The sequence below is a fragment of the Sanguibacter sp. 25GB23B1 genome (genome assembly GCF_040012415.1).
GTDB lineage: Bacteria > Actinomycetota > Actinomycetes > Actinomycetales > Cellulomonadaceae > Sanguibacter.
Map to the genome: position 1 here is coordinate 1 of NZ_JBDYKL010000040.1, position 12,019 is coordinate 12,019.

Consider the following 12,019-nt stretch of genomic DNA (forward strand, 5'->3'; position numbering starts at 1 on the left):
GGCGCCAACCCCGCCCGCGCCGCATACACCGCAGCCGTATACCCCGCAGGACCCGAACCGATGATGATGACCTCGTGGGTGGGCACCTCGTGAGTGGGCGTGGACGCTACGGTCACTGTCGTTCCTTCAATCCGGTCGAGGGGTGGTCTGTCTAGCGTCGTGAACACCAGGACGGGAGCCGTTGTTCCCGCCCGGGGAGACGCCTCAGGACGCAGAGCGTGCGGTGGGCGCTCCCACGTCAGGAGAGCGCGATCTCGAAGAGCTCGACGCGGTACTTGCCCGTGGGCATGGCGGGAAGATCTGTGAACCACAGGACGATCGTCTGCGTCGTGACCGGTGCCGAGAGGGTGAGGACCGTCTCGGGAGCGAGCGGTCCCGAGGCGAGGACAGGTCCCTCCGTCGGTGTGGACGGGTCGGTTGCCCGCACCTCGACGTTGCCGCCGATGCTGTTCGTCGTGAGGAACACGGTCGAGACGTCTGCAGGCTGGGCGAGCGTCACGGCGTAGCCGATACCCGTCTTGTAGCCGCCGAACTGTGAGCTGTTGAACGAGCGCGTGTACCAGGAGGTCGTGGAGTCCCCGTCGATGGCCGCGTCCTGGAGCTCAGGGTGCTCGTTGTTGTCGCCGAGCGGGTCGAGCTGGGCACCCGACGCGATGACCGGGACGACGACGGGAGCCGCGGGCGGAGGTGCGTCCGTCGGTTCGGCCCCGGGCTCGGTCCCCCCGTCGGGCACGGCGTCGGCGTCGTTCTCCCGCGCATCGAAGGAGACGATCGGCGGGACGAGACCGTCGCCCAGCGCATTCTTGGCCCAGAGACCGCCGAAGATGACGACGACGAGCATGAGGACGAGCACGAAGGCGGTCGGGTTGAAGCGGAGGTGCTTCGCACGGTCCTTCGTCGAGACCATCGACTCGAAGGTCCGGTCGATCGCACCCTGGTTCGTCGCGCTCGGCTGTGGCTCGGCCAGGGTGTCCAGGCCGCTGGACGAGCGGACCGTCGCCGTCTCGGCACCGGTCGCTGAGCCCTGAGCGGCGACGGGTGGTGCGTCGGTGGGCGTGAAGGACGGCGGCAGCACGGCGGGAGCATCCACGGTGGGCTGCGCGGCTGCCGCAGCGGCTGCCGCCGACGCCGCCATCGACGTGCGCACGACGGGGCTCCCGCCGACCCGCGGGATACGACCGGTCGCCGGGCGACGCACCGGACCGGCAGGCGGGGGAGTACCCGGCATCGAGGATCCGGCGAGGGTCGAGGAACCGAAGGTCGCGCGGACCGACTGACGCTGCACACCGGGTGCGGGCGGAGGGCCGGGGATCTCCGGGACCACCTTGTCGTCGGCGTTCTGTGGCACGTCGTCCTCATCCCAAGGTTCGAGTTCCTGCACGAGCTGTCCGGGCGTGTGCGGCCCGTCGTCGTTCGGGCCCAGCGTCACGACACACAGCGTGTCGAGGTCGTTCGGTACGTCAGGGACGACGTCCCGTGGTGCCGGTATCGGCTGGCCGGCGCCGAGGAGCCCAGCAGGGACAGGGGCACCGGGGTGCAGTGCGGCGACGTCGAGACCCGCGGCCGGAAGTGTCCCGGTGAGTGCGTAGTGCAGCAGCGCGACGAGCGCGACCGTGTCGCGGCGTGATGCCTCGTCGCCCGTCGGTGCAGCCCCCGCGTGGGTGCCGAGAGCACCGTCGAGCCCGAGGCCCGTGACGCGTACCGCACCCTTGTGGACGCGGATGGCCGACGGGCGGAGCGCACCGTGGTGGACGCCGCGTCGGCGAGCCGACTCGAGCGCGCGAGCCGCGTCTCCGATCACCGCTCGTGCCTGCGCCGCGCTCAACGGGCCCGTCTCGACGAGCTCCGCGAGGGTGCGGCCGAGGTGCGGCTCGGTCACCACGAAGTTCCGCGAGGCGTCGTGGAGCACGTCGAGGACGCGGGTGAGTCGGGCGTCAGACACGAGCGCTGCGCGCCTCGCGGCGTCGAGCGTCAGGGCAGCCGTGTCGCCGTCCACGAGGCTCACGCGCACGGGTCGGTCGAGGATCTGGTCAACGGCTTCCCACGCCCGGACACCGTCGAGGTCGCTCGGGATCTGGTCCTCGAGGCGGTACCGGGCGACGACCAGAGTTCCTCGTTCAACGCTGTCCACGCAAGGGCCCCCGTTCACGCGTCGTCAGGTCGGTTCGGCAATCAGTCGGCATCGCCAACATGGTACGCGTCTCAGGCCGCTCGCCGTCGTGAGAGCTTGCGCATGATCGGCGCGACGAGACCCTGGAGCTCCTCGACGCGCATGATGCGCAGTGCGAGGACGTACACGGCCGTCATGGTGACGCCGACGAGCAGCGTGACGGCGAGCGCCTGGAGGAACGAGTCGTCGGGCTCGAAGCCCCAGACCTTGAGCACCCCCCACCCGATCCCACCTGCCACGGCAGCCGCGATGACGAGCTGGACGTGGAGCCGGAGGATGCGCGGCAGGTCGAGCCCGTCCATCTTCGTCACGAGGCCCCTCATGCGGAGCAGGACCGCCACGAGGTTGGAGAGCGACATCGCACCGGCGACGGCGACCACCCACCATTCGCCAGGCAGGAAGAACGTCGAGGCGTACGCACCGGCTCCGAGGACGATCGTCACGGGGATCTGGATGAGGAAGACCGTCTTGCCGTCCTCGAACGCGAAGTACACCCACTTCATGAGCACCATCGCGCCCAGCGGGACGAGACCGAGGGCCATGGCGAGCATGACGCGCCCGACGACGACGACGTCGTCGGGGCGCAGGCTGGGCACGAGCAGCTTCATGGCCGGTTGAGAGAGGACGACGAGGGCTGCTGTCGCAAAGACTGTGAAGACGCCGATGACGCGCAGCCCGCGCGACACGCTCTCCCGCACGGACGCGAGGTCGCCGCGCGCCGCAGCCGCGCTCATGCCCGTGAACAGCGCGGTCGCGACCGACACGGTCACGAGGGAGTGGGGCAGGAGATAGACCATGAGCGCTTGCGTGTAGGCGCCGTTCCCGGCGACGGCAGCACCGGTATAGCCCTCGGCCAGTGCGGCGCTGGGCGCGGCCGTCGCGATGCTCGTCGTCACCCACACGGCGACCTGGTCGAGGATCACGGCGGCGAACGTCCACATGCCGACCCGCCCGACGGACCGCAGGCCCACCCCGCGGACCCCGAACCGCAGGTGCCAGCGGAAGCCCGAGCGCCACAGCGGCACGATGAGGACGAGCGCCTGGCACACGACGCCGAACGTCGCGACGCCGCCGAGGAGCGCGATCTGCGGTGTGCCCCAGTCGGAGAGCGACGCGTTGGCGTCCTGGCCGCCGAAGACGAGGAGGAACGCGCCGAAGCCGATGATCGAGATGACGTTGTTCATCGCAGGCGCCCACATGAACGGGCCGAACTGGCTGCGGGCGTTGAGGACCTGCCCGAGGATCGAGTACAGCCCGTAGAAGAAGAGCTGGGGGATGCACCAGAACGCGAACGCGACCGCGAGGGACGTCTGCGCGGCGGACCAGCTCGACCCGTTCGTGTAGATCCACACGGCGCCCGATGCTCCGGCCGTGCACAGGACGGTGAGCAGCAGCAGCGCCGCGGTCGTGATCGTGAGGAGCTTGTCGAGGTACTCCTGCGCGTTGTCCGAGCGGTACGCCTTCATGACCTGCGGGACGATGACCGCGTTGAGCACGCCCCCGGCGATGAGTGCGAAGAGGATGTTCGGCACCTTGTTCGCGATGTCGAAGGCGTCGGCGATCTTCCCGGTCGATCCGAGGATGGCGACGAGGAGGACGTTGCGGACGAGCCCCAGCCCGCGGGACACGGCTGTGCCCGACGCCATGATCATTGAGCTTCGCCCCATGGAGCGGGTGCTGACCGGTTGCGCGCTCACAGGGTTCTCCCACTGTCGTCGGGGTGCAGTGGACCTCGAGGATGCTCTGGGTCGACGATCGGCGGCGGCCCGTCGGGTTGAGCGTCGAGGAGGACCGACAGCTCGCCGGTCTGCTCGCTCAGCTCGAGCTGCTCGACCACAGCAGCCGACGCCCGACGGTCGGATCGGCCTCGGTGGATGGTCCGCCAGACACCTCCCGCGAGGAGGAGGACGAGCAAGCTCGTGACGACGACGGTGCCGACGGTCTCCCAGTCGGCGCGGACCCGCACGCCGAAGGTGTACGGCTGGGCCACGACTGCACCGTTCGGTGCGAGGATCTGCACGGAGACGGTGACATCGCCGCTTCCGATGGCCTTGACAGGGATGGTCACGGACGCGTCGGAGCCGGCGGGGACGGTGACCGTCACCGACTCCTCGGCGACGAGGCGAGGGTCGTCCGGCGCGAGCGCGACGACGACCGTGGCGGGTTGTTCGAGAGAGCTGTGGATGTCGACCGGGATCGAGCTGCCCGTGCTGATGAGCGTGAAGTCGCTCGTGCCGAGGACGGTGATCGAGGACGTGATGGCCGCCGCCTCCGTGCGGATGTTCGTGATCGCCTGTGCCCGTCCGGCGCTGTCGGCGCGCCAGCCGATCGAGCTCGTCGCGAGGATCGCCTCGTCGAGCGGCTCGGTGAGAGCGAGCGGGTCCGGGACGACGGTGGCGAACTCGGCGACGTCCGCGCTGATCCCGCGGAGGCTCTCCATGGCTGCGGGGTTGAGCTCGTTCTCGCTCGCGCTGGGCTCGGGAGGGCTCGTGCGTGAGACGCCCGGGTCTGGGCTGGCGGCGAGCGTCGACACGGGCTCGAGCGACGTCCACGGGGCGCTCCCCATGGCTGCGACCTGGGCGTGGGCGATCGCCGGTGCGGCGGACCAGTCGCGGGGGACGGTCACGAGGACGTGGCGCTGGTCACCAGGTCGTTCCCGGGAGATGACGGCCAGCTCGGCGAGCACGCGCTGACGTGCACCGGCCGGCGTCGCCTGCACGGGGGAGGTGAGGAGGGAGCTGAGGGTCGCGTCGGGGACGAGCACCGTGGCGTCGCCGGCGGCCGTGCTCGCCGTCGCGCGTCCGGTCGGCGTGTACGTGAGGTCGGCGTCAGGGACGGAGGCGTCGCTCCCGACGACGACGTTCGGGGCGCCGGCCCGGACGGACAGGTCGATGGTCGCCTCGTCCGGGTCCGTCTCGGCAGGCCAGGAGAGGTCGGTGCGCCACGCGGAGAGAGTCGGGGGTAGCGGGCTCTGTGCCGGCGCGGGCTGGCCTGCATCGGCGTAGGCGCCCCAGTCCTGGTCGAAGCGGGGCAGTGCATACGTCTCGTTCCCGGCGGTCTGCGCGAGGAGGGACTCCACCCATGTCGCCGTCGGATCGGTGGCGTCCGGTGTGGCCGGGTCGGTTGCCTTGACCGACGGTTCGGTGCCGGGTGCACCGCTCGAGGAGCCGTCCGTCGCCGGGTCGAGCCCGGGCGTGGCGAGCTCGGGGTCGACGGCGAGAGTGACCCCGGGGATGTCCTTCGTGCTGGCGAGGAGGTGCGCGAGCCGGCCACCGGGAGCGGTCTCCACGGCCAGCTTCTCCTGCGCGGCCTCGGGGGCGAGGGGATCGACGGGTGGACCGACGACAGGGACGAGGACGCTCACCTGCACCGGGTTGACCGCCGCGTCGTCGACCGGGAACCACACGACGTAGGTGCGGAGCACGCCCAGCGGGTCGTCCGTCGCGGAGTCCGCCGTGTCCCCGTTCACCGAGACGGCGAGCCCCCGCGGGCCCCAGCCGCTCACCCCGGAGCGCAGCCGCATGGAGTCCGCGGGCGCTTCCAGGGGCACGGCGGCCTTCGCCCCGGGTGCGAGCGGGCCGGGGAGGGAGACGGTCGCCAGCTCGGAGCCGATGCCCGTGCCGAGGTCGGCCTCCTCCCACGCGACGAGGGAGTTGCGCGTGGCGAACGGGAAGCGCGACACGCTCAGGGTGACCTCGGGCGAGGTGATCTCTCCCGCGCCGGTGTTCTCGATCTCGACGACGACAGAGAGTGTGTCTCCGGGGCGGGTGACCTCGGGCGACAGAGCCGTGAGCCGGACGTCGACGACTCCGCCGTCCTCGTCGGGAGCGGCCTGCGCGGGAGGAGAGGGGAGGACGATGCCGAGCAGGACGCTCGCTGCGAGGGCGAGCACGGCCAGCGCCGCGCGCACCCGGGCGGCGGGGGACGAGAGGCCGACGCCGGAGGCAGCGTGGGTGCGGGGAGGACGTGTCATCGCTGGGTCGGGCTGTCCTGTCCGGCATCCGTCGGACGGGTGAGGAGGTCGAGCGCGGCGGCCGCGAGGCGCCGTTCGTTGGGGTAGCTCAGCGTGGCAGGGAGGTCGCCGAACGCCACCCAGGCCACGTCCTCCGCCTCGCTGTCGGGGTCGCCCTCGACGGTGAGGAAACCGCCGACCGCCTGCAGCAGGAAGTGGTGGACCACCTTGTGCACGCGACGGTCGTCGCCCGTGAACCAGTAGTCGATGACGCCGAGACGTCGCTGGATCGAGCCCGTGATGCCGGTCTCTTCGGCGATCTCGCGCACCGCGGCCTCCTCGGCCGTCTCGTCCCCTTCGAGGTGACCCTTCGGCAGGCACCACTCGAGCCGGCCGGCGCGGTTGCGTCGCGCGATGACGGCGGCGTGGTGCAGCCCGTCGAGGACCTCGACGACGAGACCACCGGCGGACGTCTCCTCGACGACGGGCAGGTCCGAGGTGAGGGCGCCTCCGTGGACGCCGTGCGCGCCGTGGCCCGTCGGCGGGCGGTGGGCCTGCGGGTTGATCCGCAGGGGGTGACCACCCGGCGGCGCGGGGACCTGTGAGCGGCCCTCGGAGTGCGCGGCAGTGGACATGTCGGCCACTTTATCTTTATCTGGCAGGCTTTGATGTTGTGCCAGAGCCAGAGAGCGTCCCCAACCTTGATAATCCGGTCGACGAGGCCGTCTCAGCGGGTGATGTCGCTGCGGACGTCGCCGCTCTGCAGCGGCGGGCGACTGCCGTTCTGGCCCGGCTCGCGCCGGCGGTGGGTGAGCTCGGGACGATCTTCGCAGCCGCAGGGCACGAGATCTCCCTCGTGGGCGGACCCGTCCGCGACGCGTTCCTCGGCCGGGCGAGCGCCGACCTCGACTTCACCACGTCGGCGAGCCCCGAGCAGACAGAGACCTTGCTCGCGCGATGGGCCGACGCCCACTGGGACATCGGGAGGGAGTTCGGCACGATCGGCGCGAAGAAGCTCGCCACGGCCGACCACCCCGAGGTCGTCGTCGAGGTGACGACCTACCGGACGGACGAGTACGACCCCGCGTCGCGCAAGCCGCTCGTCGCGTTCGGCGACTCGCTCGAGGGCGACCTGTCTCGGCGCGACTTCACCGTCAACGCCATGGCGGTCCGTCTTCCCGACCTCACGTTCGTGGACCCCCACGACGGGCTCGTCGACCTGGCCCGGGGCGTGCTGCGGACGCCGATCGAGGCCGTCCGGTCGTTCGATGACGACCCGCTGCGGATGATGCGCGCAGCGCGCTTCGCCGCACAGCTGGGCTTCACCCTCGACCCGGACGCGCGCCACGCGATCGAGGACATGGCCGAGCGCATCACGATCGTCTCTGCCGAGCGGGTGCGGGACGAGCTGAACAAGCTGTTCGTCTCCCCGCAGCCGAGGCTCGGTCTCGACGTGCTCGTCGAGACCGGTCTGGCCACCCACGTCCTGCCCGAGCTGCCCGGCATGAAGCTCGCGATCGACGAGCACCACCGCCACAAGGACGTGTACGAGCACTCGCTGACGGTGCTCGACCAGGCGATCGACCTCGAGACGGGACCGGACGGTGCGGTCCCTGGACCGGACCTCGTGCTGCGCATCGCTGCGCTGCTTCACGACATCGGCAAGCCCGCGACCCGGCGGTTCGAGCCGGGCGGCACCGTGAGCTTCCACCACCACGAGGTGGTCGGCGCGAAGCTCACCGCCAAGCGCTTGCGTGCGCTGCGCTATGACAAGGAGACGATCAGCCAGGTGTCGCGGCTCGTCGAGCTGCACCTGCGCTTCCACGGCTACGGCGAGGGGACGTGGACCGACTCCGCCGTACGTCGGTACGTCACGGACGCCGGGCCGCTGCTCGAGCGGCTCCACCGGCTGACGCGCGCGGACTGCACCACGCGCAACCGTCGCAAGGCCCAGCGGCTCTCGACCGCGTACGACGAGCTCGAGGCGCGCATCGACAAGCTTCGGGGCGAGGAGGAGCTGGCATCGATCCGTCCCGACCTCGACGGGGAGCAGATCATGGAGATCCTCGCCATTCCTCCCGGTCGCGACGTCGGTGCGGCGTACCGCTTCCTCATGGAGCTCCGGCTGGACCGTGGACCGCTCGGAGAGGACGCCGCCCGCGAGGAGCTGCTCGCCTGGTGGGCTGACCGCGAGGCCTGATCCCGTCGCTCGCTCCATGTTTCACGTGGAACACGACCGTGCGGATCCCACCACGACCGTGTCCAGGAACCATCAGGGCCGACCTCGCCCGCCCAGCGCACCGATGCAGACTGGGCGGGCGATCGGTCCCCCGACACCCCCGCCGTCCCGTTCCGAGGAGCAGGACGCGCTCTCATCCTCGGTGCGCGACGGGCGCCCGGGCAACGCCCGAATCGTTTCAGCACGCCGGTCGTCTCAGCGTGCGGTCCGGGCACCCCACCGACCGAACACGATCGCTGCGACCGCATAGGCACAGGCGATACCGGCGAACATCCCGGGGGAGTAGCCGGAGTCCGGGAGAGTCACCGCAGCGAGAGCGGCGGCCCCGATGAAGCCCGTGTTGTAGAGCACGTCGTACAGAGCGAACGCGCGGCCGCGGTAGGCGTCGGGCGTGTCCCGCTGGACGATCGTGTCCACCGCGATCTTCGCGCCCTGAGCAGCGAGCCCGAGTGGCACCGCGCACGCGAGGAGCGTCACGAGCGTCATGCTCACCGCGAGGACAGCCTGGCTCACCGCAGCCAGCACGAGGCACAGGACGATCCACCCCTGCGGCCCGGTGTGCCGCGCGAGCGTCGGCGTGAGCACGACCGCCAGCGCGAAACCCACCGACGTCGCGACGAGCACGAGCGCGAACGTCCCGATCCCCGAGCCACCGCCTCCCGACACGCCACCGTCGAGAAGGTTCCGCGAGATGAGGATGCTCGCCACGAACGCCAGACCATAGAGGAAGCGGTGCGTCCCCATCATCACGAGAGCGTGCGCGGGAGTCCGGCGTGCCACGAGGAAGCGGCCACCCTCGACCAGCCCTCTCCCGAGGTGTGCGAGCTCGTGCCGGATCTGCGCGGCGTCGGCCAGCCGCTCCGGCCCCAACCGGTCCGCCGCGAAGACGAGCGCGAGAGCGGACGCCGCCGCGAAGAGGACCGCCGCCGCCCCCAACGAGACCGCGTCGTGCACGGTGCCGTCCGAGGTGGCCAGGCCGATGACCAGCCCGACGAGAGCGCCCACGCCCGCGGCACCCGCCCCGAGGGTCGGGACGAGTGCGTTCGCCGTGAGCAGCAGAGGCCCGTCCACCACGCGAGGGAGAGCCGCAGACAGCGCCGCGAGGAGGAACCGGTTGAGCGAGAGATTGAGGAGTGCCAGCACGTACACCACAGGGACCACGCCCCACACGAGGATGACCCCGGCGATGACGACCGTGAGGACCACCCGCACCGCGTTCGCCACCACGAGCACCTGCCGACGACGCCACCGGTCGAGGAGCACCCCCGCCCACGGACCCACGAGCGTGAACGGCGCCAGCAGGATCGCGAACGCCACAGCGATGCTCTCCGCCGTGCCCTGGCTCTCCGGCGAGAAGAAGAACAACGTCGCCAGACCGATCTGGAACATCCCGTCACCCGCCTGGCTCACCATGCGCACGGTGAACAGCCGACGGAAGTCACGCACACCCAGCAGCTCACGAAGATCTCTCAGGGCGCCCACGGGTGAAGCGTACGCACGCGGCACGACGACGCGGCCGGTTGCCCGCGCACGACGAAGGGCCCCGGTCGTGTGACCGGGGCCCTTCGTGGGTGGTGCTGGGGCTACATTCAGCGCTCGATCTCTTGGTCGCGCTAGTCCTGCGTTCGCAAGCTCACTTCGGACTAGCGCTCGATGTCACCACGGATGAAGGACTCGAGCTGCGCACGGCCCTTGTTGTCTTCCATCTGGACCGGCGGCGACTTCATGAAGTACGTCGAGGCCGAGAGGATCGGTCCACCGACGCCACGGTCCTTGGCGATCTTCGCGGCGCGCACGGCGTCGATGATGATGCCGGCCGAGTTGGGGGAGTCCCAGACCTCGAGCTTGTACTCGAGGTTCAGGGGAACCTCACCGAACGCGCGACCCTCGAGGCGGACGTACGCCCACTTGCGGTCGTCGAGCCAGGCGACGTAGTCCGACGGGCCGATGTGGACGTTGCGGTCCGACTTCTTGCCCGCGAGGGGGCCGTCGTCGATGTTCGACGTGACAGCCTGCGTCTTCGAGAGCTTCTTCGACTCGAGGCGCTCACGCTCCAGCATGTTCTTGAAGTCCATGTTTCCACCGACGTTCAGCTGGTACGTGCGGTCCAGCACGACGCCGCGGTCCTCGAAGAGGCGCGCGAGGACGCGGTGCGTGATCGTGGCACCGACCTGGGACTTGATGTCGTCACCGACGATGGGGACACCGGCAGCCTCGAACTTCGCAGCCCACTCGGGGTCGGACGCGATGAACACGGGAAGGGCGTTGACGAACGCGACGTTCGCGTCGATCGCGCACTGCGCGTAGTGCTTCGCGGCCTGCTCGGAGCCGACGGGGAGGTAGCAGACGAGCACGTCAGCCTTGGCGTCCTTGAGTGCCTGGACGATGTCGACGGCCTCGGCCTCGGACTCCTCGATCGTCTCGGCGTAGTACTTGCCGATGCCGTCGAGCGTGGGGCCACGCTGCACGGTGACGCCCGTGGGCGGTACGTCGGCGATCTTGATCGTGTTGTTCTCGGACGCGAGGATCGCCTCGGACAGGTCGAAGCCGACCTTCTTGGCGTCCACGTCGAAGGCGGCCACGAACTGGAGGTCGGAGACGTGGTAGTCGCCGAACTGGACGTGCATGAGTCCAGGGACCTTGTCGTTCGCGTCGGCGTTCTTGTAGAACTCGACGCCCTGGATCAGTGACGTGGCGCAGTTGCCGACGCCGATGATGGCGACGCGGATGGCAGTCATCCTCGCTCCTTGCTGTCTGTGCCGAAGCGGTCATCGCCGTCGACAGTGTGGGTGTTAGGTGATTCGGGTGGTGCTGTTCGTGCTGGTTCTGCGTCCGCCGTCAGGCTGGCGCCCGGGTGTGCTCCCGGTGTCCGGGCACGACGACGGTCGCGCTCGGTGTTGATGAGGCCGTCGAGCCATCGAACTTCGCGTTCGACCTGCTCGAGACCATGTCGTTGGAGCTCCAACGTGTACTCGTCGAGCCGCTCCCGGGTGCGGGCCGTGGTGTCACGGACCGCCTCGAGGCGCTCGTTGAGCCGGCTGCGCCGACCTTCGAGGATCCGGATGCGCGTCTCCGCGTCGGTCTGACCGAAGAACGCGAAGCGGACGTCGAAGCTCTCGTCCTCCCACGCGGCAGGGCCGGACGAGGCGAGGACGCCCTGGAGCTGCTCCTTGCCGTCGGCCGTGAGCGTGTAGACGATCCGTGCCCGCTTGCCCGAGAGGGCGTGGGGCGGAGCCTCGCTCGACGTGCTGCCCACGATGAGGCCGCGGGTGACGAGCGCCTTGAGGCACGGGTACAACGACCCGTACGAGAGCGCACGGAACGATCCGAGCACGAGGTTGAGCCGCTTGCGCAGCTCGTAGCCGTGCAGAGGGGAGTCGTTGAGAAGGCCGAGGATGGCGGTCTCGAGGACCGTGGACTTGCTGCGCATGGCACCTCCGACTCCTCATTCGCTCTTCTCGATGTATCGATCCGATACATCGACACAGTAGGCCTGCAGACCTCGCGACGCAAGAACCACACGTATCGGCCCGATCTGGGCCCTTCGTCCCCGACGTGTGAAGGATCAGGGAGGCTCGTGCGCGGGGCAGGGGGAGGGATGCCCGAGATCTGTCCGGACACTGGGGAAATCTGGACACCACCCCATAGAGTGCACCGT

Annotated in this window: 9 protein-coding genes; 1 reads left to right on the plus strand and 8 read right to left on the minus strand. The window is 70.0% G+C overall.

Going from position 1 to position 12,019, the window contains the following annotated elements; all coding sequences use genetic code 11:
* The 5 genes from ABKW26_RS17535 to ABKW26_RS17555 all read right to left on the minus strand — a co-directional run.
* Positions 1-116: FAD-binding protein (locus ABKW26_RS17535; protein ID WP_348595376.1), on the minus strand; the 116-nt coding region annotated here is incomplete at its 3' end.
* A gap of 122 nt (positions 117-238) precedes the next feature.
* The gene (locus ABKW26_RS17540) at positions 239-2,131 is read right to left on the minus strand and encodes a hypothetical protein (RefSeq protein WP_348595335.1); all 1,893 of its coding nucleotides are present in this window, start codon (positions 2,129-2,131) and stop codon (positions 239-241) included.
* Between the two features lie 71 nt (positions 2,132-2,202).
* Positions 2,203-3,816: a lipid II flippase MurJ gene (locus tag ABKW26_RS17545; RefSeq protein WP_348595336.1), complete on the minus strand. Its 1,614-nt coding sequence runs from the start codon at positions 3,814-3,816 to the stop codon at positions 2,203-2,205.
* Between the two features lie 47 nt (positions 3,817-3,863).
* Positions 3,864-6,143 carry a DUF6049 family protein gene (locus ABKW26_RS17550; RefSeq protein ID WP_348595338.1) on the minus strand — a complete coding sequence of 760 codons (2,280 nt, stop codon included), beginning with the start codon at positions 6,141-6,143 and terminating at the stop codon, positions 3,864-3,866.
* Positions 6,140-6,757 carry an NUDIX hydrolase gene (locus ABKW26_RS17555; RefSeq protein ID WP_348595339.1) on the minus strand — a complete coding sequence of 206 codons (618 nt, stop codon included), beginning with the start codon at positions 6,755-6,757 and terminating at the stop codon, positions 6,140-6,142. Before ABKW26_RS17555 ends, ABKW26_RS17550 begins: the two co-directional genes overlap by 4 nt.
* 125 nt (positions 6,758-6,882) lie before the next feature.
* Here ABKW26_RS17555 and ABKW26_RS17560 point away from each other — a divergent pair, with 125 nt between their 5' ends.
* Positions 6,883-8,322 carry a CCA tRNA nucleotidyltransferase gene (locus ABKW26_RS17560; RefSeq protein ID WP_348595377.1) on the plus strand — a complete coding sequence of 480 codons (1,440 nt, stop codon included), beginning with the start codon at positions 6,883-6,885 and terminating at the stop codon, positions 8,320-8,322.
* 234 nt (positions 8,323-8,556) lie between these two features.
* Here ABKW26_RS17560 and ABKW26_RS17565 read toward each other — a convergent pair whose 3' ends face one another.
* From ABKW26_RS17565 to ABKW26_RS17575, 3 genes are all read right to left on the minus strand, one after another.
* Complete coding sequence (locus ABKW26_RS17565) at positions 8,557-9,843, minus strand: MFS transporter (protein WP_348595340.1); 1,287 nt, start codon at positions 9,841-9,843, stop codon at positions 8,557-8,559.
* A gap of 161 nt (positions 9,844-10,004) precedes the next feature.
* Positions 10,005-11,099, minus strand: a complete 1,095-nt coding sequence (locus ABKW26_RS17570) for an inositol-3-phosphate synthase (RefSeq protein WP_348595342.1) — start codon at positions 11,097-11,099, stop codon at positions 10,005-10,007.
* Complete coding sequence (locus ABKW26_RS17575) at positions 11,096-11,791, minus strand: PadR family transcriptional regulator (RefSeq protein ID WP_348595343.1); 696 nt, start codon at positions 11,789-11,791, stop codon at positions 11,096-11,098. The genes ABKW26_RS17570 and ABKW26_RS17575 overlap by 4 nt, the downstream gene beginning before the upstream one ends.
* Between the last annotated feature and the right edge of the window lie 228 nt (positions 11,792-12,019).

Excerpts from the sequence above, each read along its gene's own strand:
- ABKW26_RS17575 (WP_348595343.1), bottom strand. The coding sequence starts at position 11,791 with ATGCGCAGCAAGTCCACGGTCCTCGAGACCGCCATCCTCGGCCTTCTC.
- ABKW26_RS17545 (WP_348595336.1), bottom strand. The coding sequence starts at position 3,816 with ATGGCGTCGGGCACAGCCGTGTCCCGCGGGCTGGGGCTCGTCCGCAAC.
- ABKW26_RS17550 (WP_348595338.1), bottom strand. The coding sequence starts at position 6,143 with ATGACACGTCCTCCCCGCACCCACGCTGCCTCCGGCGTCGGCCTCTCG.
- ABKW26_RS17570 (WP_348595342.1), bottom strand. The coding sequence starts at position 11,099 with ATGACTGCCATCCGCGTCGCCATCATCGGCGTCGGCAACTGCGCCACG.
- ABKW26_RS17555 (WP_348595339.1), bottom strand. The coding sequence starts at position 6,757 with ATGTCCACTGCCGCGCACTCCGAGGGCCGCTCACAGGTCCCCGCGCCG.